Origin of the sequence: Cellulomonas dongxiuzhuiae (genome assembly GCF_018623035.1) — a bacterium.
GTDB classification, from domain to species: Bacteria; Actinomycetota; Actinomycetes; order Actinomycetales; family Cellulomonadaceae; genus Cellulomonas; species Cellulomonas dongxiuzhuiae.
Genome location: NZ_CP076023.1, coordinates 1,209,680 through 1,231,495 on the forward strand (window position 1 = coordinate 1,209,680; position 21,816 = coordinate 1,231,495).

A 21,816-nucleotide genomic window follows, 5' to 3' on the forward strand; every position below is an offset into this window, starting at 1 on the left:
GTCCGTTCTGCGTAGTCTGCGCCCGTGAGAGCGATCCGTCGATTCACCGTCCGCACCGTCCTGCCGCCGTCCCTCGAGGGTCTCGACGAGCTCGCGCACAACCTGCGCTGGTCGTGGCACCCGAGCACCCGGGCGGTCTTCGAGGAACTCGACACGGCCGTCTGGGAGCAGGTCGGCGGCGACCCCGTGGCGTTCCTCGGGGCGCTGGGCCGGGAACGTCTCGACGAGCTCGCGGCCGACGCCTCCCACGTCGCGCGCGTGCGCGCCGCCACCGCTGACCTGCGGGGGTACTGCGAGCAGCCGCGCTGGTACCAGCGGCAGACCGCGCCGACGATGCCCGCGTCGATCGCGTACTTCTCGCCCGAGTTCGGCGTCGCGGCGGCGCTGCCGCAGTACTCGGGCGGCCTCGGGGTGCTCGCCGGTGACCACCTGAAGGCCGCCTCCGACCTCGGCGTGCCGGTCGTCGGCGTCGGCCTGCTGTACCGCGCCGGCTACTTCCGCCAGGCGCTCGACCGCTCCGGACGTCAGGTCGAGACGTACCACGCGCTCGACCCGGACGGTCTGCCACTGTCGCTGCTGCGGGAGCCCGACGGCTCGCCCGCGGTGGTCGAGCTCGCGCTTCCCGGTGGTCGCGCACTGCACGCCCAGGTCTGGGTCGCGCAGGTCGGGCGGGTCCCGCTGCTGCTCCTCGACTCCGACGTGCCGGCAAACGACGACGCCGCGCGCGCCGTCACGGACCGCCTCTACGGCGGCGCCGGCACGCACCGGCTCGAGCAGGAGCTCCTCCTGGGCGTGGGCGGCGTGCGCGCGCTGCGCACCCACGCTCGCCTCACGGCAGGCGCCGCCCCCGACGTCTTCCACACCAACGAGGGGCACGCCTGCTTCCTCGGCGTCGAGCGGATCCGTGAGCTCGTCGCCGACGGTGCGACCTTCGCGACCGCGCTCGAGCTGGTGCGCGCGACCACCGTCTTCACGACGCACACGCCCGTGCCCGCCGGCATCGACCGGTTCGAGCGGCGGGACGTCGAGCAGTACGTCGACGCCCTCGCCGACTCCGCCACGCTCCCCGTCGCCGACGTCCTCGCGCTCGGTACCGAGGACCACCCCGGCGGGGACCCGCGCCTGTTCAACATGGCGGTGATGGGCCTGCGCCTCGCGGGCCGCGCCAACGGCGTCTCGCGGCTGCACGGGCGCGTCTCGCGCGAGATGTTCGCCGGGCTCTGGCCGGGGTTCGACCCCCAGGAGGTACCGATCGGGTCGATCACCAACGGTGTGCACGCACCCACGTGGGTCGCGCCCGAGGTGACCGCGCTCGCGGCCCGGCGGATGACCGCGCACGACCTGGCGACCGGGGCCGGCTGGGAAGCGGGCGGGACGATCGGCGACCGCGAGCTCTGGGAGCTGCGCCGGCGCCTGCGGTCCCGGCTCGTCGAGGACGCGCGTCGACGCGTGCGCGCGTCGTGGCTGCGGCGCGGTGCGCGGCCCGGGGACCTGCGCTGGGTCGACGACGCGCTGTCGCCCGACGTGCTGACGATCGGGTTCGCGCGGCGCGTGCCGACGTACAAGCGGCTGACGCTCATGCTCACGGACCCGGACCGGTTCGCGGCGCTGCTGCTGGACCCGCAGCGGCCCGTGCAGGTCGTCGTCGCGGGCAAGGCGCACCCCGACGACGAGCCCGGCAAGCGGCTCGTCGCCGAGCTGGTCGCGTTCGCCGACCGGCACGACGTGCGCCACCGCGTCGTCTTCCTGCCCGACCACGACATGGGCATGGCCGCGACGCTCTACCCGGGGTGCGACGTGTGGCTCAACAACCCGTTGCGCCCGCTCGAGGCCTGCGGGACCTCCGGCATGAAGGTCGCGCTCAACGGCGGTCTCAACCTGTCGGTCCTGGACGGCTGGTGGGACGAGTGGCACGACGACGACAACGGCTGGGTCATCCCCAGCGCGGGCGGCTGCGACGACCCCGACGTGCGCGACGAGGTGGAGGCCGCCGGCCTGTACGACGTGCTCGAGCAGCAGGTCGTCCCGACCTTCTACGACCGGGACAGCGAGGACGTCCCGCGCCGGTGGCTCGCCATGGTGCGGCACACCCTCGTGACGCTGGGGCCGAAGGTGCAGGCGACGCGCATGGTCGCGGACTACGTCGCGCACCTCTACGTGCCGGCGGCCGCCGCAGGTGCGGCGCTCGCGGCGGACGACCTCGCCGGTGCGACCGCGCTCGCGGACTGGCGGGCCCGGGTGCACAAGGCGTGGCCCCAGGTGGGCGTCGACCACGTCGACTCCGGCGGGATGGGGCCGTCGCCGCAGGTCGGCGACCGGCTTCACGTGCAGGCGTGGGTGGCCCTGGGCGACCTGACGCCCGACGACGTCCAGGTGCAGGTCCTGCACGGACCCGTCGGCCCCGACGACGAGCTCGTGGAGCTCCACGTCACCGAGCTGGTCCTGGACGACACGTACGAGGCGGACCGCTACGGGTACGGGGGCGATGTCGAGCTCACCGCGACGGGCCCGTTCGGCTACACGGTCCGCGTCGTGCCGCGGCACGAGGCCCTGACGTCGGTGGCGTCGACGGGCCTGGTGGCGACGGCTTCCTGACCCCGGGGCGGCGAACGCGGCCTTCTGCCGCCACAGGGATCTTCGGAGCGGAGGAAGGCCGCGTTCGACGGAGGGTCACCTCCTTCCGTGAGCCGACCACGGCTCGGGTGAGTGCGGCCGTGTCCACACGCGGCTGGGCGGCGCGGGCCGTGGGCTCTCCGGGGCGCTGGGATGGTGCGGTGCGCCGCCCCGGACCGGTCCCCGATGCGCTGCTGCAGCTCGCCCGCGTGCAGGAGGGGCTCGTGTCGACGCAGCAGTGCGACGCCGCGGGCCTGGGGCGGCACCGGCGGGCGACCCTGCAGCGGGACCGTGTCCTCGTGCCCGTCGTGCGGGGTGTGCAGGACCTCGCTGCAGCGGTGGAGCGGCGATGGGGCCCCGGGGTGTTCGGCGTACCGCCGCCGCCGGCGGTGACGCGTCGAGCCGCGGTCGACCGCGACCCTGACCATCTCCGGCGGCGGTCCGCGTGGACGGCGCTGCTCATGCTCGGACCGGACGAGGCGGTCGCGGTCGGTGCGTGCGCTCTCGCGCTGCACGGTGTGCAGGGCCTGCCGCGCGACATCCGACCGGAGGCCGCCCTGGAGCGGGCCGGTGGGCGGGACCCGCGCGGTGCCGCGCGGGTCCGCCGGTTCCGGGTGGGCGACGTCCGGACCGTTCGCGGCGCGCGTGTCGTCGCTCCCGATGTGGCGCTGGCGCAGGCCGTGTGCGAGCTCTCGCGCGAGCACGCGGTCGCCGTGCTGGACTCCGCCGTCCAGCAGCGACTGGTGGCGCCGGACCTCGGGTCGGTGCGCGCGCTCGCACGTGGTCGGCGGGGCGCCGCACGAGCCGCCGACTGGTGGCCACTGGTCGACGGTCGTGCGCAGTCACCGCTCGAGACGCGCGCCCGTCTGCAGTGCGTCGACCTCGGCATCCCGCCGGACGGGCTCCAGGTCGCGGTGCGCGACGCCCGGGGGCGTGTCGTCGCGCGTGGTGATCTCGGGTGGCGTCTTCCCGACCATCGGCTGCTCGTGGTCGAGATCGACGGCGCCGGCCCGCACTCGGCCCCCGCGGCGCTGTTCCGCGACCGCGCACGGCAGAACGCGATCGTCGCGTCGGGTGCGCTGCTCCTGCGCTTCACGGCCGCCGACGTCCACACCCACCGAATCGCCCCCGAGATCCGACACCACCTGGCCGGCGCCCACCGTCGAACGCGGACTTCTGCCGCTCCCGCGGTATGAAGAGCGGCAGAGGTCCGCGTTCGGCAGACGGTCAGAGGGTGTCGACGAGGGCGCGGCCCGTGACGCGGCCCGTGTGGAGGCAGCCCGCGAGGAACGTGCCCTCCAGGGCGCGGTGGCCGTGGACGCCGCCACCGCCGAATCCGGAGGCCTCGCCGACGGCCCACAGCCCGGGCAGCACCTCGCCGTCGGGGCGCAGGACGCGTCCCTCGAGGTCGGTCGCGAGCCCGCCGAGGGTCTTGCGCGTGAGCACCGACAGGCGGATCGCGTACAGCGGCCCGTGCGCGGGGTCGAGGAGCCGGTGCGGCGGTGCGACGCGGATCGCCCGGTCGACGACGTAGCGCCGGGCCATCGCCGTCGCGGTGACCTGCAGGTCCTTGCCCAGGCCCGTCGTGACCTGCGCGTCGCGCGCGGCGATCGTGCGGGCGAGCGCGTCGGCGTCGATCCGCGACGTCCCCGTCAGCGCGTTCATGCCGGCGGCCAGCTCGGCCGGCGTCGCGGCGGCGACGAACTCGGGGGAGCGGTCCGCGAACGTCTCGACGGGCCCGACGGCGCCGCGCCGCACGCGCTGCAGCAGCAGCCCCACGTCGCGGCCCGTCAGGTCCGGGTTCTGCTCCGAGCCGGACAGCGCGAGCTCCTTGCCGAGGATCGTGCGGTCGAGGACGAACCACGAGTGGTCGTCGCCGCGCGACGTGACGTGCCGCAGCGCACCGAGCGAGTCGAAGCCGGGGAACAGGGGGACGGGCAGGCGCTGCCCGTCGGCGTCGAGCCACAGCGAGCTGGGACCGGGCAGGATCCGGATGCCGTGGGCCGTCCACACCGGCGTGTGGTTCGCGATGCCCTCGGGGTAGTGCCACATCCTGTCGGTGTGCGCGACGTGCGCACCTGCGCCCCGCGCGGCCTCGATCCCGGAGCCGTCGACGTGGTCGGGGACGCCCGAGAGCATCCGGTCCGGCAGCCGCCCGGCGGTCGGCGGCCAGGTCGCCCGCACCAGTGCGTGGTTCGCGCCGATGCCGCCCGTCGCGACGACGACCGCCGGCGCGTCGACGTCGAACGTGCGCACGACCTCACGCGACGACGGCGCGCCGCGCCCGGCGACGTCGGGTGCGAGCACGTCACCCCGCACGCCGGTCACGCGTCCGTCGGTGGTCGTCACCGCCGTGACGCGGTGCCGGAACCGGACCTCGACGCGTCCGTCGCGGTGCGCCGCCAGCAGGGACCGCACGAACGGCTCGAGCAGCCCGGGGCCGGTGCCCCATGTGACGTGGAACCGCGGCACCGAGTTGCCGTGCCCGTCGGCGAGGTACCCGCCGCGCTCGGCCCACTGCACGAGCGGGAACCAGCGCACCCCCTGGCGGTGCAGCCAGGGCCGCAGCCCGCCGGCGGCGAACTCCACGAAGCCCTCGGCCCAGGCACGTCCCCACCGGTCGGAGCCGTCGTCCGCGAACGCCGCGGAGCCGAGCCAGTCGGCCAGCGCGAGCTCCGCGCTGTCCCGCACGCCGAGGCGACGCTGCTCGGGGGAGTCGACGAGGAACAGGCCGCCGAACGACCACCACGCCTGGCCGCCCAGGCTCGCGGCGGGCTCGGCGTCCAGGAGCAGCACGCGGCGACCGGCGGCGACCAGCTCGGCGGTGGTGACCAGGCCCGCGAGGCCGGCGCCGACGACCACGACGTCGTGGGAGTGCGTCATGCGCGCACGCTACCGCCGGGTACCGCGTGGCGTCAGGGCCGGACGTACACCCGCATGCTCAGCGGCTCCATGGTCGTCATGGTGCCCACCGCCTGGTGCAGGCCGCCGGAGATGGCGGCCGTCGAGACCTCCGACGGGCGTTCCCACACCGAGTCCCACGCCAGGGTCCAGGGCTCGCCGGCACCGCCGGCGAGCTCCACGTGCACGGCGTCCAGCGCGCCGTTGACGACGAGCAGCACCTGGTCGTCGTCCGGCGGGGCCGCGGAACGGAGCATCTGGAAGGTGCGGATCCCCGCGTCGTGCCAGCGCGCGTGGTCGAACGGCGCGCCGTCCGGGCAGTACCAGCCGAGGTCGGGCGGCGCCCCGTCGGTCCGCGGACGCCCGGTGTAGAAGGTGCTCGTGCGCAGCGCCGCGTGGTCCCGCCGCAGCGCGAGCAGGTGCCGGGCGGTCGCGAGCAGGTCGGTGCGCCACGGCGAGAGGTCCCAGGAGACCCAGGAGATCTCGTTGTCCTGGCAGTACGCGTTGTTGTTGCCGCGCTGGGTCCGCCCCGTCTCGTCGCCCGCCGTGATCATGGGGGTGCCCGTCGCGAGCACGAGCGTCGCGAACAGGTTGCGGATCGAGCGGCGCCGCAGGGGCACGATGTCGGCGGCCGGGGAGTCGCGCTGCACCGGTCCCTCGACCCCGTGGTTCCACGACCGGTTGTCGTCCGAGCCGTCACGGTTCTGCTCGCCGTTGGCGGCGTTGTGCTTGTGCTCGTACGCGACGAGGTCGGCCAGCGTGAACCCGTCGTGGGCGGTGACGTAGTTGACCGACGCGTACGGGCCGCGACCGAGCGGCGGCGTGCCGTGCCCGAACAGGTCGACCGAGCCCGCCAGCCGCGTCGCGAGGTCCCGCACCCGGTGCCCGGGCAGGCCGTGGGCGGCGCGGCCGGGGTCGGCGAGCCAGAACGAGCGGACCGCGTTGCGGAACCGGTCGTTCCACTCGGCGAAGGGCGCCGGGAACTGCCCGGTGCGCCACCCGCCCGGTCCCACGTCCCACGGCTCGGCGATGAGCTTGAGGCCGGCGAGCGACGGGTCGGTCGCGGCGGCGACGAGCGTCGCGTGGTCCTGGCGGAACCCGTCGGTGCTGCGCCCCAGCGTGACGGCGAGGTCGAAGCGGAACCCGTCGACCCCGACGACGTCCGCCCAGTACCGCAGCGAGTCGAGCGTCATGGCCACGACGCCCGTGCGGCGGAAGTTGAGCGTGTTGCCGGTCCCGGTCACGTCGACGAGCGTCGCGGGCACGGCGCCGTCGTGCGTGTAGTAGTACGCGTCGTCCAGGCCGCGCCACGACACGTGCTGGCCGGGCAGCCCGCCCTCGCACGTGTGGTTGTAGACGACGTCGAGCAGGACCTCGAGGCCGGCCTCGTGCAGCGCGTGCACGGTCGCGCGCAGCTCGTCCAGCACGGCCGCCGGGCCGGCCGCGCGCGCGGCGGCGGTCGCGTACGCGGCGTGCGGCGCGAAGAAGCCGAGCGTCGAGTAGCCCCAGTAGTTCGTCAGCCCCTTCTCGACGAGGTGCGTCTCGGACGTGAAGGCGTGGACGGGCAGCAGCTCGACCGCGGTGACGCCCAGGCCCAGGAGGTGGGCGACGACGGCCGGGTGCGCCAGCCCGGCGTAGGTGCCGCGCAGCTCGGGCGGGAGGTCGGGGTGCAGCCGGGTCAGCCCCTTGGTGTGCGCCTCGTAGACGACGGTGCGCGACCACGGGGTCCACGGCCGGTTGGCGGCGGGGTCCGGGCCGGGCAGGGCACGCGTGTCCACCACGACGCCGTGGGGGACGTGGCCCGCGGAGTCACGCTCGTCGCGCGGCCCGTACGGGTCGCCGACGAGGTCGTCGCCGACGACGTGGCCGTAGGTCTCCGGGACGTAGCGCAGCTCCCCGACCAGACCGCGCGCGTACGGGTCGACCAGCAGCTTCGCCGGGTTGTAGCGCAGACCGTACGCGGGCTCCCACGGGCCGTGGGCGCGCAGGCCGTAGCGCTGACCGGGCCGGACGCCGGGCACGGACGCCGACCACACCCCCAGGTGCGGCCCGGACAGCGGGACGCGTCGCTCCGTCGGTGCGTCGAGCGGGCCGTCGAGCAGGCACAGCTCGACCGCCACGGCGTGGGGGGCGAGCACCGCGACGTCGATCCCCACGTCGGTGACGTGGACGCCGAGGCAGTAGGGGCCACGGCGCGGTCCGGTCGTCACGGTGTCGCTCACGCCTCCATGGTGCCAGGACGCACGTCCGAGTCGTGTCACCGGTGTTTCCACCAGGCGAACACCCCGAGCGAGGTGCGGCGGTGCGGACGGTAACGTTCGCGGGGTGAGGATCGTCGTCTGCGTGAAGTTCGTCCCCGACATCCAGTCCGACCGGCAGCTCGGTCCCGACGGGCGCGTCGTGCGCGACGGCGGTGACGGCACCCTCAACGAGCTCGACGAGAACGCCGTCGAGGCCGCGCTCGTGCTCGCCGAGGAGCACGACGGGCAGGTGGTCGTGCTGACCGTCGGGCCCGACGACGCGGTCGACGCGGTCCGCAAGGGCCTGCAGATGGGCGCCGACGAGGCCGTGCACGTGCTCGACGACGCCGTCGCCGGCTCGGACGCGATCGGGACCGCGACGGTGCTCGCGGCCGCGATCCGGCACCTGTCGGCGGACGCACCGGTCGACCTGGTGATCACGGGCATGGCGGGCCTCGACGGGCTGACGTCGCTGCTGCCGACCGCGATCGCCGAGGTGCTCGACCTGCCGGCCCTGCCCCTCGCGTCGACCCTCACGGTCGACCCGTCGGCCCGCACCGCGACGGTGACGCGCCGGCTCGACCACGCGACGGAGACCCTCACCGCCGACCTGCCGGCCCTGGTGTCGGTCACCGACGGCCTCAACGACCCGCGGTACCCGAACTTCAAGGGCATCATGGCCGCCCGCAAGAAGCCGGTGACGACGCTGACCCTCGCGGACCTCGGCGTCGACCCCGCGACCGTCGGCACGGCGGGTGCCCGCACCCAGGTGCTCGAGGCCGCGCCCCGACCGCCGCGCGAGGACCGTGTGCTCGTCACCGACACGGGTGACGCCGGTACCCGGCTGGCCGCCTGGCTCGTCGAGCGCAAGCTCGTCTGACGCCGGCCCACCCACCCCGACTGCTCGCACCCTCCCGGAGGACCGTCGTGACCGCCAGCCCCGTGCTCGTCCTGCTCGACCACGCACCCGACGGCTCCCTGCGTCCGCCGGTCCGTGAGCTGCTGACCCTCGCGCGCGACCTCGCGGGCGACGCGGGCGTGCACGGCGTGTGGGCCGGTGGCGAGGACCTCGTCCCGGCGCTGCCCGTGCTCGCCGCGCAGGGCGTGACGACCGTCCACCGGCTCGTCACGGACGCCGACGTCCACCTCTCGGCCGTGCTGGCCGACGGCCTGGAGGCCGCGACCGCCGCGTCGGGGGCGTCGCTGCTGCTGCTCGTGTCGTCGTTCGACAACAAGGAGACCGCCGCACGCCTCGCGGTGCGCACGGGTGCGGGCGTCGTGACGGACGTGGACGGGCTGACGCTCGAGGACGGGCGCGTCGTCGCGCACAAGACGGTCCTGGCCGGCACGTGGACGACGCGGTGCGCCGTCACCGCGCCGCACGCGGTCGTGACGGTGAAGGCGAACGCCGTGACCGCGCAGGACGCGGCCGCGCCGTCGTCGCCCCAGGTCGTGGACCTGCCCGTCGAGGCGCGCGCCGGCTCGACCCGTGTGCGGCTCGTCGAGCGGACCGAGCACGCCGCGTCGGGGCGGCCCGACCTCGGCTCAGCGAACGTCGTGGTCGTCGGCGGGCGCGGCACGGAGGGCGACTTCGCGGTCGTCGAGGAGCTCGCGGACGTGCTCGGAGGTGCGGTCGGCGCGACGCGCGTCGCCACCGACGAGGGCTGGATCGGGCACGACGCGCAGATCGGCCAGACGGGCGTGACGGTCTCGCCGCGGCTCTACGTGGGCGCCGGCGTCTCCGGCGCCGTGCACCACCGCGGTGGCATGCAGGCGTCGGGGACGATCGTGGCCGTCAACTCCGACCCCGACGCGCCGATCTTCGAGATCGCCGACTTCGGTGTCGTGGGCGACCTGTTCACCGTGCTGCCGCAGGCGGCCGCCGAGCTGCGCAGGCTGCGCGGCTGACAGCGGTCCGGGGCGGCGTCGCCGGCCGGGTGCGTCAGGTCAGGTCGCGCAGCCAGCGCAGCGTCGCGCCGGCCTGGGCGGCCTGGAACGCGCGCAGGTTCGGGATGCCCGTCGGTGCCGGCTGGCCCGACGACCATGCGAAGTAGCCCGCGAGCCCCGCGAGCGCGGCCCGCAGGTCGTCGGTGCTGACGCCCTGGGACGCCTCGCTGTTGGAGAAGAGCCACGCCGGGTCTCCGGCGCCGCCCTGCAGGGCGACGCTGGGCAGCATGAACGCCAGGTCGATCCACGGGGCGCCGACGCTCGCGTGCGGCCAGTCGATCAGCCACACCCGGTCGTGACCGTCCTCGATCATGACGTTGTCGGCGCGCAGGTCGCCGTGGACGAGCGTGTCCCCGGCGAGGACGCGCGGCGACTGCTCCTCCCACCGGGCGAGGTCCGCGAGGTGCTCGACCGCCCAGCGGCCCGGCTCGTCGACCAGCTGGGCGACGCGCTCGCGCTGCTCGGGCGTCGCCTGCAGCATCGAGCGCCACCCCGTGAAGTCGTCGCGCAGCAGGTCCTCGGTGCGCGGCAGGGCGTGCCCGGGCGTGGGCGTGCAGCGCGCGAGGTCGTCGAGCGCCGCGAGCACGAGCGCGAGGTCGTCGGCGCGCCACGGCAGCTCCGGGGAGCGGCCGTGCACGGCGTCGAACCCCAGCAGGACCCAGTCGCCGTCGTCGTCCCACCACCGCAGCGCCGGTGCCGGGACGCCCGGGGGCAGCGCGTGCGACGCGCGGATCTCGGCCCGGGCGAGCTCGGGCGAGTGCGGGTTCTGGTCGGTCGAGACGGCCTTGACGAAGACGGCGCGCCCGTCGGTGAGCTCCAGCACGGCGCAGAAACCGGGGGAGAAGCCGCTGGTCGCGGACATCTCGGCCGTCACGCGGGCGCCCGCCAGCGTCTCGATGCGCTCGCGCACCGTCCGGGGCAGGTCACGCCAGTCGAGCCGCTGACCCCCGAAGGCGAGCGGCAGCGCCATGACGTCGTCGGCACTCACGCCTTCATCCTGCCAGCATCCCGCCGCTCCCCGCGGCACCTCGGGCCGCACCGGTGCGCGGGGGAGACGTGGAGGTACCCGTCGCAGGACGTGCGCGCGTCCGGGGGTCGGACGCGTTCGTAGACTGTCGGTGTGAGCGCTCCCCGCCCCCGTGCGGTCTACCTCGACCATGCGGCCACCACGCCGATGCGCCCCGCGGCGCTCTCCGCGCTGACGGCGGCGCTCGCGCACACCGGCAACCCCTCGTCCCTGCACACCGCCGGCCGTGCCGCGCGCCGCACGGTCGAGGAGGCCCGGGAGCGGCTCGCCGCCGCGGTCGGTGCGCGGCCCAGCGAGGTCGTGTGGACCGCGGGCGGCACCGAGGCCGACAACCTCGCGGTCAAGGGGCTGTTCTGGGCGCGGCGGACGGGGGACACCGCGCGACGCCGGGTCGTCGTGTCGGCGGTCGAGCACCACGCCGTGCTGGACCCGGCGTTCTGGCTCGCGGAGCACGCCGGTGCCGAGCTCGTGCTGCTGCCCGTCGACCGCGACGGCGTCGTCGAGGTCGAGGCGCTGCGCGCCGAGCTCGAGGCGCACGCCGACACGGTCGCGCTCGTGTCGGTCATGTGGGCGAACAACGAGGTCGGCGCCCTGCAGCCGCTGGACGAGGTCGTCGCGCTCGCGCACCGCCACGGCGTGCCCGTGCACGCGGACGCGGTCCAGGCGGTCGGGCAGGTCCCGGTCGACCTCGCGGCCTGCGGCGTGGACGCCCTGACCCTCAGCGGGCACAAGGTCGGCGGGCCCGGCTCCACGGGGGCGCTGCTGGTGCGCCGCGGCCTCGAGCTCACACCCGTGCTGCACGGCGGTGGGCAGGAGCGCGGCGTGCGGTCCGGCACGCTCGACCCGGCGCTGCTCGCGGCGTTCGCGGCGGCCGTCGACGAGGCGGTCGCCGAGCGCGAGACGCACGCCGCGCGTGTCGGCGCCCTGCGGGACGACCTCGTGCGGCAGGTGCTGGTGCAGGTGCCGGGCGCGACCCTGCGCGGTCCCGCCGACCCGGCGCGCCGGCTGCCCGGCAACGCGCACCTGACCTTCGCGGGGTGCGAGGGCGACTCGTTGCTGTACCTGCTGGACGCCGCGGGCGTCGAGGCGTCCACGGGCTCCGCGTGCCAGGCCGGGGTGCCGCGTCCGTCGCACGTCCTGCTGGCCATGGGGGTGGGGGAGGACGACGCGCGCGGTGCGCTGCGGTTCTCGTTCGGTGCCACGTCGAGCGCCGACGACGTCGACGCGGCGGTCGCGGCCCTCCCCGGCGCGGTCGAGCGCGCGCGCGCCGCCGGCCTGTCGACGCTGGTGGGTGCCTGATGCGGGTGCTCGCGGCGATGTCCGGCGGTGTGGACTCGGCGGTCGCGGCCGCGCGGGCCGTGGAGGCGGGGCACGACGTCGTCGGTGTGCACATGGCGCTGTCCCGCACGCCCGCGCAGGAGCGCAGCGGCTCGCGCGGGTGCTGCTCGATCGAGGACGCGTCCGACGCCCGCCGTGCGGCGGACGTGCTCGGCATCCCGTACTACGTGTGGGACATGTCCGAGCGGTTCGAGGCGACGGTGGTGGCGGACTTCCTCACCGAGTACGCCGCGGGCCGCACGCCCAACCCCTGCGTGCGGTGCAACGAGCACGTGAAGTTCGCCGCGCTGCTCGACAAGGCGCTCGCCCTGGGCTTCGACGCCGTGTGCACCGGCCACTACGCGCGCGTCGTCGAGCGCGACGGCCGCCGCGAGCTGCACCGCGCCGCCGACGCCGCCAAGGACCAGTCGTACGTCCTCGCCGTGATGGGCCCGCAGCGCCTCGCCCGGGCGATCTTCCCCCTGGGCGACGTCGCGTCGAAGGCGGAGGTCCGCGCCGAGGCCGTCGCGCGCGGCCTGTCCGTGGCGGCCAAGCCCGACTCGTACGACATCTGCTTCGTCGCCGACGGCGACACGCAGGGCTTCCTGCGCCGTGCGCTCGGTGAGCAGCCGGGCGAGATCGTCGACGAGACGGGCCAGGTCGTGGGGGCGCACGACGGCGCGTACGCGTACACGGTCGGGCAGCGGCGCGGGCTCGCGCTGGGCCGCCCGGCGCCCGACGGCCGCCCCCGGTACGTGCTCGCGGTCGAGCCGGTGCGCCGTCGCGTGGTCGTCGGACCGGCGCAGGCGCTGGACGTCGCGGACGTGCGCGGTGACGCCGCCGTGTGGTTCGGCGACGTCCCCGCGGTCGGCACGACGTGCACGGCGCAGGTCCGCGCGCACGGCGCGGACGTGCCGGCGCGCGTCCTGGCCGCCGACGCGGGCTCCGTGACGGTGGACGTCGCCGGCGCCGGGCTGCGCGGCGTCGCCGCCGGGCAGTCGCTCGTGCTGTACGACGGCACGCGGGTGCTCGGCCAGGCGACCGTGGCGGCGACGCGCGCCGCCTCCCGGGCGGTCACCGACCCCGAGGACGCCGGTCCGGTCCCCGCCGGTCCGGTCCCCGCAGCGGAGGGTCGCTCGTGACCGCCGTCAGCGGCGTCGGGCCCTGGCCCGGGACCGACGCGCTCGAGGCAGCGACCACCGTCGTCGGCGACCTCGTGGACACGCCCGAGGAGGTCGACGGCCTGCCGTTCACGGTCCTGCTGCCCGCGCGCGGTCCCTGGGGCGACGCGACGGGCGCCGCCGTCGCACTGGCGACGGACCTGCCCGCCGAGCTCGGGCCCCACGGCTGGAAGCTCGCCGACCGGCCTGGTCGCGACCTCGAGCGCGCCCGGGCGTTCGCACGCGAGGACCTCGACGCGCTCGCCGTCGCCGCCCACGGCTACGAGGGCGGCCTGGTGCTGCCGGTGCTCGGGCCCTTCACGTTCGCCGCCCAGGTGTACCTGGCCCGCGGCGACAAGATCCTGTCCGACGCGGGGGCGCTGCGTGACGTCGTCGCGTCCGGTGCCGAGGGCATCGCCGCGCGGGTCGCCGACGTGCGCCGCGTCGTGCCCGGCGCCGACGTGCGCGTGCTGCTGCGCGAGCCGCTGCTGGCCCCGGTGCTGGCGGGCGCCGTGCCCGGGTTCTCCGGCCGGTCCCCGCTGCGGCGCGTCCCCGGGCCGGTCGTCGCCGAGGGGCTGAGCGCGCTCGCCGACACCGTCCGGGTGGCCGGCGCCTCGGCCGTCGTGATGCACGGCGGCAGCGCCTGGTCCGCGCTCGCGGCCGTGCGCGCGTCGTCGCTCGACGGTGCCGCGCTCGCGGTCGGCGGGATCGGGGAGCGCGGTTGGGAGGAGGTCGCGGGTCTCGTCGAGGCGGGCCGGTCCCTGTGGGCCGAGCTGCCGCCGCAGGCGTCGTCGCAGTGCGCCGGACCCGACGTCGCCGGGCAGGCCGACGTCCTGCTGCGGCCCTGGCGGACCCTGGGCCTGCCCGCCCACCGCCTGCGCGAGGTCGTGCTGCTCGCCGCTGCCCCGCCCGAGGGCGCCACCCCCGACCACGCGCGCGGTGCGCTCGCGGGCCTGGTGCGCGCCGCGGGCATCGTGGCGGAGCGGGCCGAGGGATGAGCGTCGTACCGCCCACCCGCCGCCGCGGCCGCTCGCGCCGGCGCACGCTCGCGCTGCTCGTCGCCTCCGGGCTGGCTCTGGTCGGGGTCGTCGTGCTCGGGGTCGGGTGGGCCGGCATCGGCATCACGACCCTGCGGGCGTCCGCCGCGGGCAGCGAGCCGTGCCTCGCGGCGTACGAGGTCGGGTCGGGCGTGGAGATCCGGTACGAGCTGCTGCCGGCGCGGGCCGTGTGCGTGCGGGACGTCGACGGGACGCGGCAGGAGGTCGTCGTGGCGTCCGTGCCGACCGCCGTCACGGTCGGCGGGCTCGTCCTCGCGCTCGGCGGCATCGCCGGGACGGTCGCGGCGCTGCTGCCCGCGCGTGGGGCGCGCGACGCGGCTCCGCTCGACGCGGCTCCACCCGGCGCGGGCGGCCCGGTGGCCCCCGCACCGCCCGCCGGCACGCCATGATGTCCGCCGTGAGCGACGCACCCGTCACGGCCCCGGCACCGGCTCCCGGTCTGCGCGCCTGGTTGCGCGACGTGGGGTCGGTCGTCGGGGTCGGTGTCCGGCTGTGGGTGCGAGCGTGGCCCGTGCTGCTGTGCCTCGCGCTGCTGGCGGTCGCGGGGCGCCACGCGGCCGGCTGGGCGGCCGTCAACGTGGCGTCGGTGAACAGCACCCTGGGCTGGGCCGTGCTCGTCCTGGCACCGCTGAGCATGGTGGCGGGCATCGTCGCGATGCTGCACGTGCTGCGGCGGGACCTGCCCGCGCTCGCGCGGATCGGGAGCACCCGGGGGCCCGACGACGCGACGTCCGGGCACGAGCGGGGGCTCCTCGACGTGCTCGCGTCCGTGTTCGTGCCGTTCCTGGCGCTGTACGCGTCCTACGGGATGGTGGCCGAGGACCGGTCGCGGTTCCTCAACACCGCGGCGTACCGCGAGTTCGCCGAGGGCACCTGGTTGCTGGGGGAGTCGGCGGACTTCTCGTTCACGCAGCTGGCCACCGGGTGGACCCTGGTGGCGGTCGTCGTCGTCGCCGTCGTGCTGCGCTGGCTGCTCGGGCGGTGGGAGGGGCGCAGCCACCGTCGTGCGCTCGCCTTCGCCGGTGCGTACGTCGAGGCGTTCTGGCTCCTGGCCGTCGCGGCCTTCGCGACCGAGCTGCTCGACGGCCTGTGGCAGTGGGTCGAGAGCCGGCGGGCCGTGGCGATCGTCCTCGACGGGTGGCTGCGGCTGCTCGAGGCGCTGGGGCCGGTCGCCGGACCCGTCGACACGGTCGTCGACGCGGCCGCGGGCGTGCTCGGCAACCTCGACGACCTCGTCGTCATCCCGCTCGCGTGGCTGACGGTGGGCGCGGTGGTCTACGGGCACAGGCTCGCCGACCTGCCGAAGCCCCGGCGACGGGTCCCGGCCGCGTGGCAGCGGGTGCCCGCTCCGGTCCGGCGGTGGACCACCGAGGCGGCCGCACCGGTGATCGGGGACGTGCGCGGACGGTTCACGGCGCTCGTCAGCGGGCTGCGTCGGCTCGCGATCGCCGGGCTCGGGCCGATGCTCGTGTTCGCGCTCGCGTTCCTCGTCGCGACGCGGCTCGAGGAGGGTGTCCTGCTGCTCGGCCGGGCGATCAGCGGGCCGCAGGACGTCGACACGTGGCTCGCGTTCGCGCCGGCGGTCGAGGCGGTGGCGACGGCCCTGGGCCTGACGGTGACGATGGCGCTGCTCGCGGCGGGCGTCGACCGCGTCCTCGCGGGTCAGGCGGACGCCGCGGCGCGCGCGGCCACGGTCGAGGCGGACGCGATCTAGCGGCCGACCTCGAGGCGCACGTGCTGCGGCAGCTGCCACCAGAGCACCACGTCGGTGACCTCGACGTCCTGCGGCACCACGACGACGGGCGAGACGGACCAGGTGGCGGGCCGCGGTGCCTGACCGGCGTCGCCGGGCGACACCCCGTCGTCGAGGTCGCCGAGCGACGGCCACGGCCCGGTGGTGTCCTGCGGGACGCAGGGCGACACCGGCTGCCAGGCCCCCCACGCGGAGGCCACGTAGTCGTAGCGGGTCCCGTCGGCGTCCCGCACCGCGAGGGAGCAGCCGACGAGCACGACGTCGGGATCGGCGCTGAGCGTGAGGTCGACCCGGACCGCCCGTGTGCCGGTGGGCAGCTCCATGCCGTCGGGCAGGGCTGCCGCGTCCGCGACACCGTCGAGGCCGACCTCGACGGCGAGCGGCACCGTGCCGCCCAGCCCGTCGCGGACGTCCTGCTGGAACGCGACGGTCGCGCCCGGCTCGACCACGGTCGGGCGGCGCAGGTCCTGCTCCCACCACAGCGTGCGCACGCGGTCCCCGGACGCGACGAACGTGAGCGCGAGGGCGACGGGCAGGGCCGCGAGCGCCCAGCGGTTGCGCCGCCACCAGCCGGGTGCGCGGACCGGCGCGGGTGCGGTCGGCGGCGCGACGGGTGGCGTGCTCACGAGTCCTCCGGCGGTGCGTCGGACGGTGCGTGCGCGACGACCGGGGTGCTCTCCGCCGCCCACGCCTCGGCGTCGGCCTGCGTGAGGCCCAGGTCGATCTCGGCGACGTCGTCGCGGCGCTGGTCCTTGAGCTCCAGCCCCACGCGCAGGCGCGCCCCGGGCACGGCCTGCGGCGGCACCTCGACGCGCAGGGTCGCGTACCGCGGGACGCCGGGCTGCGTCGTGCCGGGGAGGAAGGCGGACCGGCCGCTCGTGAAGACCGTGTACGTGCGCCCGTCGCCGCCGCGCAGCTCCGCGAAGCCGAGCGCGCGCGGCTGCCCGAGCGCCTCGATCGTCAGCGGCACCGTGAGCCACACGCCGGGCGTGGCCAGCAGGGTGCCGTCGTCGCCGTCGAGGACCGTGGACCCGGTGGGCCGCCCGGCGGTGAGGCGCGCGTAGCGCAGCTCGACGGGCTCACCGACGGTGGCGGTCCGCACGAAGGGTGCCTGCACGCGCTCGTCGACGGGGAACGCCGTCACCACGACGTGGCCCACGGCGAGGGCGGCCAGCACCGCCGCACCGGCGCCGAGGGCCTGCGGGCGTGGGCGCCGCACGCGGGGCGGCGGCTGCTGGTCGGAGGTCCCCGGGCCTCCCGGGTCGCGGTCGTCGGGCGACGCCGGGAGCGCGTCGGGCGCGCTCACGCGTCCTCCTCCGGCGCGTCGGAGACGGCCTCGCGCACGTCGAGCGCACCGCGCAGGACGGTCGTGGGGAAGCGCCAGCCCGGGGTGGGGTCCATGGTGCCGCCCCGCCAGGCGTGCTGCTGCAGCTGCACGGCGGCCGTGGTCGGCGGCGCGACCGACCCGTCCTGCTCGAACAGGAACGCCGCCTCGTACGTCAGGCCCGGCTGCACGGGGCTCAGCGACGAGCCGTCGTCCAGGACGACGACCGACGTGGCCCTCACGCCGAGGTCGGTGGGGTCGGCCACGAGGCCGTCCACGCCGTCCAGGGTCAGCGCGTCGCGCAGCGTGACGCCCAGCAGACCGGCGTCGCTCGTGTTGCGGACGGTCGCGACGACGCCGACCCAGCGGTTCGCGTCGTCGGACAGGTGCTGACCGGGCAGGTCCGTGGTCCACACGACGCGGTGCACGGTCAGCTCGAACGGCGCGAGGGTGACGGGCGTCCCGACGACGAGGGCCTCGGGACCGTCCTGCGTCTGCTCCTCGAGCCCGCCGAACGCCGCGGTGCCCGCGAGCAGCACGACCGCGCCGAGGACCCCGATCCGCTGCAGCGGCTGGTCGAGCACCCGCCGGGCGACCTTGCTGCCGCCGGCGCGTGCGCGGGCACGCAGCGCGGGCGGGGCGGCGGGTCCGGGCACGCGCCCGAGTGTAGGGGCGCGGGAACGCGCTCCCGCGACGCGCGTCACCCGCACGTGGCGCGGGCGGTCCGTGTGGGTGCCGCACGCCATGATGAGGCTGTGAACGACGCGACCCCCGTGACCGACGAGCAGGACGTGCCGGCCGAGGCCCGGCACCGCTGGACGCAGCTGGCCGAGCAGGTCCGCGCCGACCAGTTCGCCTACTACGTCCGCGACGCCCCGAGCTCGTCCGACGCCGAGTACGACGAGCGGATGCGCGAGCTCGAGCGGCTGGAGGACGCGCACCCGGGCCTGCGCACGCCGGACTCGCCCACGCAGCGCGTCGGCGGCACGTTCTCCACCGAGTTCACGGCGGTCGACCACGTCCAGCGCATGCTGTCGCTCGACAACGCGTTCTCGCGCGACGACCTGGTCGCGTGGGCGGACCGCGTGCACCGCGACCTGGAGAGCGCCGCGCCGGTCGAGTACCTGTGCGAGCTGAAGATCGACGGTCTCGCGATCGCGCTGCTGTACGAGAACGGGCGGCTGGTCCGCGCGGCCACGCGGGGCGACGGGCGCACGGGCGAGGACGTGACCCTCAACGTCCGCACGATCTCGACGATCCCCGACGTGCTCGGCGGCGACCCCGCGACGCACCCCGACCTCATCGAGATCCGCGGCGAGGTGTTCCTGCCCGTCGAGGCCTTCCGCGAGCTCAACGAGGCGCAGGTGGCCGCGGGGAAGGCCCCGTTCGCGAACCCGCGCAACGCGGCCGCGGGCTCGCTGCGGCAGAAGGACCCGCGCGTCACGGCGTCGCGGCCGCTGCGCATGTACGCGCACGGCATCGGCGCGCTGACCTGGGGCGAGGGGCGCGGCACGGGCATCGAGCGCCAGTCGCAGGTGTACGACCTGCTGGCGGGCTGGGGCGTGCCGACGTCCACGCACACGCGCGTGGTCGCCGGGCTCGACGAGGTCTGGGAGCGCGTCACGTACTTCGGTGAGCACCGGCACGCCGTCGAGCACGAGATCGACGGCATCGTCGTCAAGGTCGACGACATCGCGCTGCAGCGCCGGCTGGGCGCGACGAGCCGCGCACCGCGCTGGGCCATCGCGTACAAGTACCCGCCGGAGGAGGTGAACACGCGGCTGCTGTCGATCGAGCTCGGCATCGGCCGGACCGGTCGCGCGACGCCGTTCGCCGTCATGGCCCCCGTGCTCGTCGCCGGCAGCACCGTGCGGCAGGCGACCCTGCACAACCAGGACGTCGTCCGGGTCAAGGGCGTGCGCATCGGCGACATGGTGGTGCTGCGCAAGGCGGGCGACGTGATCCCGGAGATCGTGGGGCCCGCGCCGCAGGCGCCGGACGACGACGTGCCCCGCGTCGAGTGGCACATGCCCGCCGACTGCCCGGAGTGCGGGACGCCCCTGCGCCCGATGCGCGAGGGCGACGTGGACCTGCGGTGCCCGAACGCCCAGGGGTGCCCGGCGCAGGTGCGCGGCAGGCTCGAGCACATCGGGTCGCGCGGGGCGTTCGACATCGAGGTGCTCGGCGAGGTCACCGCCGCCGCGCTCACGCAGCCCGAGGTCCCCGCCACGCCGCCGGTCCCGAACGAGGCCTACCTGTTCGACCTCGTGGGCTACCCCGCGGACGCGTCGTCCGACGAGGTCGAGCGCGTGCGGACCGCGAGCCTCGCACGGCTCGCCCAGGTCGAGGTGGTGGTCCGCGACGCCGAGACCGGCCTGCCCAAGGAGGACGCGGACGGCACCGTGCGCCGTCGCACGCCGTTCCGCCGCACGCTCAAGCACACCCGCGCGCAGCGCGCCGCCGCCGAGGCGGACGGCCGGACGCTGCCGGACTGGGAGCCGTCGGAGGCGGCGCGCACGCTGCTCGACCAGCTGGACCTGGCGAAGACCAAGGAGCTGTGGCGCGCGATCGTCGCCCTGAGCATCCGCAACGTGGGGCCCACGGCCGCCCGGGCGCTCGCGCAGGAGTTCGGGTCCATGGCGGCGCTGCGCGCCGTCGCCGACCCCACGGTCCAGGACGACGGTGCGTTCGACCCCGCGGCCGCGGTGGCACGCCTCGCCGGCGTCGAGGGCGTGGGACCGACCATCGCCCAGTCGCTGCTGGACTGGTTCGCCGAGCCGTGGCACCGCGAGATCGTCGACCGGTGGGCCGACGCGGGCGTGCGGATGGCGGACGCCGCCGACGAGTCGACGCCCCGCACCCTCGAGGGGGTGACGGTCGTCGTCACGGGGAGCCTCGAGCGCTTCAGCCGGGACGGCGCGAAGGAGGCGATCCTCGCGCGGGGCGGCAAGGCGTCGGGCTCGGTGTCGAAGAAGACCGACTTCGTGGTCGTCGGCGAGAACGCCGGGTCCAAGGAGGCCAAGGCACGCGAGCTCGGGCTCCGCATCCTCGACGAGGCGGGGTTCGAGACGCTGCTGGCCGAGGGTCCCGCCGGCGTCCCGGCGGCTACGGACACGTCCCCCGGGGACGACACGACCGGCGACACCGCCGACGAGGAGGCGACCGCCCCCGGGGAGGACCGGTGAGCGCGGCGGTCGTCGCCGGTGCGGCCACGGTGCGGCGCGCGACCGCGGCCGACCTCGCGCAGGTCGGCGCCGTCACCGCGCACGCGTACCTCGCCGACGGGCTCGTGGACGCGGACCCCTGGTACGTCGACGAGCTGCGGGACGCGACCGCCCGGGCGGCGGCGGCCACGGTCCTCGTCGCCGTCGCGCCCGACCCGGACGCACCGTCCGGACGCGTGATCGGCAGCATCACCCTGGCCGAGGCCGGTTCGCCCTACGCCGAGGTCGCGCGCGACGGCGAGCTCGAGCTGCGGATGCTCGCGGTCGACCCCGCGGCACGCCGGTCGGGCGTGGCCGAGCAGCTCGTCGGGGCGGCGCTGCGCGAGGCGGTCGGCCGGGGGGCGCGGGACGTCGTGCTCTCGACGCTCGAGACGATGCACGCGGCGCACCGGCTGTACGCGCGCCTCGGGTTCGTCGCCCCGGCCGGAGCGCGACTGGACCGACGAGCTGACGATGCGCGTGCACACGTGGCGGGCGCCGGAGCCCCCTGCCGTGCTGACCGAGGCCGCGTCGTGGCCGCCGCCGCGTGTCGTCGACCTCGACGGCTGGCGGGTCGGGCTGTCGGCAGGCGTCACACGGCGCGCCGGCTCGACGCTCGCGCTGCGGGACGTCGAGGACCTGCCGGGCGCGGTCGACCGCGTCGAGCGCCTCTACCGCGACGACGCGGCGCCCGCCGTGTTCCGCGTCGGCGACCCCGGCAACCCCGCAGGGCTCGCGGCCGAGCTCGACGCGCGCGGGTACGCGGTCGCCGCCGTCACGGACGTCCTGGTGCGGGACCTGCCGGTCGCGGACGCGGACGCTGCGGGTGACCGCCTGCGGGTCCGTGTCACCGACGCCCCGGACGAGGCGTGGCTCGACCTGTGGCTCGACGGCAAGGGCGGTGCGCGCGAGCCGTCCCGCACGATCGTCACGGGCGTGCCTGCCCTGTACCTGACCGCCACCGACGACGACGGCGCGGACGTCGCCGTCATCCGGGCCGCGCTCGTCGAGGACTGGGTCGCGCTGTCGTGCCTGCAGGTCGTGCCGGCGGCGCGCCGGCGCGGGCTGGGACGCGGGCTGACGCTGCGGGCGCTCGCCGCGGCGGCGCAGCGCGGTGCCCAGCGCGCGTTCCTCCAGGTCGAGGCGGACAACGTCGCGGCCCTCCGGCTGTACGGCGCCCTGGGGTTCCGTCCGGCGCACCGCTACGCCTACCGCGTGCAGCCCGGCGACCGCACGGGCACCGGTTGCTGACGGCGTGGCGCGCCGCACGACC

At 76.2% G+C, this 21,816-nt stretch carries 17 protein-coding genes and 1 pseudogene; 12 read left to right on the top strand and 6 right to left on the bottom strand.

Annotated features, from left to right (window positions below):
• The first annotated feature begins 24 nt into the window (after positions 1-24).
• Both glgP and KKR89_RS05420 read left to right on the top strand, forming a co-directional pair.
• Complete coding sequence (gene glgP / locus KKR89_RS05415) at positions 25-2,595, top strand: alpha-glucan family phosphorylase (protein ID WP_208197327.1); 2,571 nt, start codon at positions 25-27, stop codon at positions 2,593-2,595.
• Between the two features lie 179 nt (positions 2,596-2,774).
• Positions 2,775-3,809, top strand: a complete 1,035-nt coding sequence (locus KKR89_RS05420) for a hypothetical protein (protein WP_251141028.1) — start codon at positions 2,775-2,777, stop codon at positions 3,807-3,809.
• 31 nt (positions 3,810-3,840) lie between these two features.
• On the opposite strand, the gene KKR89_RS05425 is transcribed toward KKR89_RS05420, so the two are convergent.
• Complete coding sequence (locus KKR89_RS05425) at positions 3,841-5,496, bottom strand: FAD-binding dehydrogenase (RefSeq protein ID WP_208197328.1); 1,656 nt, start codon at positions 5,494-5,496, stop codon at positions 3,841-3,843.
• Positions 5,497-5,528: 32 nt separating this feature from the next.
• Positions 5,529-7,736, bottom strand: coding sequence for a glycogen debranching protein GlgX (glgX, locus tag KKR89_RS05430; protein ID WP_251141029.1), 2,208 nt, complete (start codon positions 7,734-7,736; stop codon positions 5,529-5,531).
• Between the two features lie 103 nt (positions 7,737-7,839).
• On the opposite strand from glgX, the gene KKR89_RS05435 reads away from it, so the two are divergent.
• Both KKR89_RS05435 and KKR89_RS05440 read left to right on the top strand, forming a co-directional pair.
• Complete coding sequence (locus tag KKR89_RS05435; RefSeq protein ID WP_208197329.1) at positions 7,840-8,634, top strand: electron transfer flavoprotein subunit beta/FixA family protein; 795 nt, start codon at positions 7,840-7,842, stop codon at positions 8,632-8,634.
• A 47-nt stretch (positions 8,635-8,681) separates the two neighbouring features.
• Complete coding sequence (locus KKR89_RS05440) at positions 8,682-9,662, top strand: electron transfer flavoprotein subunit alpha/FixB family protein (protein WP_208197330.1); 981 nt, start codon at positions 8,682-8,684, stop codon at positions 9,660-9,662.
• Positions 9,663-9,696: 34 nt separating this feature from the next.
• On the opposite strand, the gene KKR89_RS05445 is transcribed toward KKR89_RS05440, so the two are convergent.
• Positions 9,697-10,689, bottom strand: coding sequence for a phosphotransferase family protein (locus KKR89_RS05445; RefSeq protein ID WP_208197331.1), 993 nt, complete (start codon positions 10,687-10,689; stop codon positions 9,697-9,699).
• Positions 10,690-10,821: 132 nt separating this feature from the next.
• Between KKR89_RS05445 and KKR89_RS05450 the strand changes: the two genes are divergently transcribed.
• From KKR89_RS05450 to KKR89_RS05470, 5 genes are read left to right on the top strand one after another with little or no spacing between them, the layout of a single operon-like run.
• Entirely contained in the window at positions 10,822-12,027 is a 1,206-nt protein-coding gene (locus KKR89_RS05450; RefSeq protein ID WP_208197332.1) for a cysteine desulfurase family protein, read from the top strand.
• The gene (gene mnmA / locus KKR89_RS05455; protein ID WP_208197333.1) at positions 12,027-13,187 is read left to right on the top strand and encodes a tRNA 2-thiouridine(34) synthase MnmA; all 1,161 of its coding nucleotides are present in this window, start codon (positions 12,027-12,029) and stop codon (positions 13,185-13,187) included. Before KKR89_RS05450 ends, mnmA begins: the two co-directional genes overlap by 1 nt.
• Positions 13,184-14,203 carry a uroporphyrinogen decarboxylase/cobalamine-independent methonine synthase family protein gene (locus tag KKR89_RS05460; RefSeq protein ID WP_208197334.1) on the top strand — a complete coding sequence of 340 codons (1,020 nt, stop codon included), beginning with the start codon at positions 13,184-13,186 and terminating at the stop codon, positions 14,201-14,203. The genes mnmA and KKR89_RS05460 overlap by 4 nt, the downstream gene beginning before the upstream one ends.
• Positions 14,200-14,652: a hypothetical protein gene (locus KKR89_RS05465; protein ID WP_208197335.1), complete on the top strand. Its 453-nt coding sequence runs from the start codon at positions 14,200-14,202 to the stop codon at positions 14,650-14,652. Before KKR89_RS05460 ends, KKR89_RS05465 begins: the two co-directional genes overlap by 4 nt.
• An 8-nt stretch (positions 14,653-14,660) precedes the next feature.
• On the top strand, positions 14,661-15,977 hold the full coding sequence (locus KKR89_RS05470) for a hypothetical protein (protein WP_208197336.1): 1,317 nt from the start codon (positions 14,661-14,663) through the stop codon (positions 15,975-15,977).
• Here the strand turns inward: KKR89_RS05470 and KKR89_RS05475 are convergent.
• Genes KKR89_RS05475 through KKR89_RS05485 form a run of 3 tightly spaced genes read right to left on the bottom strand, consistent with a single transcriptional unit; the run spans position 15,974 to position 17,996 of the window.
• Positions 15,974-16,642: a hypothetical protein gene (locus tag KKR89_RS05475; protein ID WP_208197337.1), complete on the bottom strand. Its 669-nt coding sequence runs from the start codon at positions 16,640-16,642 to the stop codon at positions 15,974-15,976. The genes KKR89_RS05470 and KKR89_RS05475 overlap by 4 nt on opposite strands.
• Entirely contained in the window at positions 16,639-17,322 is a 684-nt protein-coding gene (locus KKR89_RS05480; protein WP_208197338.1) for a hypothetical protein, read from the bottom strand. The genes KKR89_RS05475 and KKR89_RS05480 overlap by 4 nt, the downstream gene beginning before the upstream one ends.
• Positions 17,319-17,996: a hypothetical protein gene (locus KKR89_RS05485; protein WP_208197339.1), complete on the bottom strand. Its 678-nt coding sequence runs from the start codon at positions 17,994-17,996 to the stop codon at positions 17,319-17,321. The genes KKR89_RS05480 and KKR89_RS05485 overlap by 4 nt, the downstream gene beginning before the upstream one ends.
• Positions 17,997-18,095: 99 nt before the next feature.
• Between KKR89_RS05485 and ligA the strand changes: the two genes are divergently transcribed.
• The 3 genes and pseudogenes from ligA (at position 18,096) to KKR89_RS18210 (ending at position 21,794) form a co-directional block, all read left to right on the top strand.
• On the top strand, positions 18,096-20,525 hold the full coding sequence (ligA, locus tag KKR89_RS05490; RefSeq protein ID WP_251141030.1) for an NAD-dependent DNA ligase LigA: 2,430 nt from the start codon (positions 18,096-18,098) through the stop codon (positions 20,523-20,525).
• Positions 20,526-20,740: 215 nt separating this feature from the next.
• Positions 20,741-20,923, top strand: a pseudogene (locus KKR89_RS18205) (GNAT family N-acetyltransferase); the annotation flags it as partial.
• 94 nt (positions 20,924-21,017) lie between these two features.
• Entirely contained in the window at positions 21,018-21,794 is a 777-nt protein-coding gene (locus tag KKR89_RS18210) for a GNAT family N-acetyltransferase (protein WP_243883226.1), read from the top strand.
• Positions 21,795-21,816 lie beyond the last annotated feature (22 nt).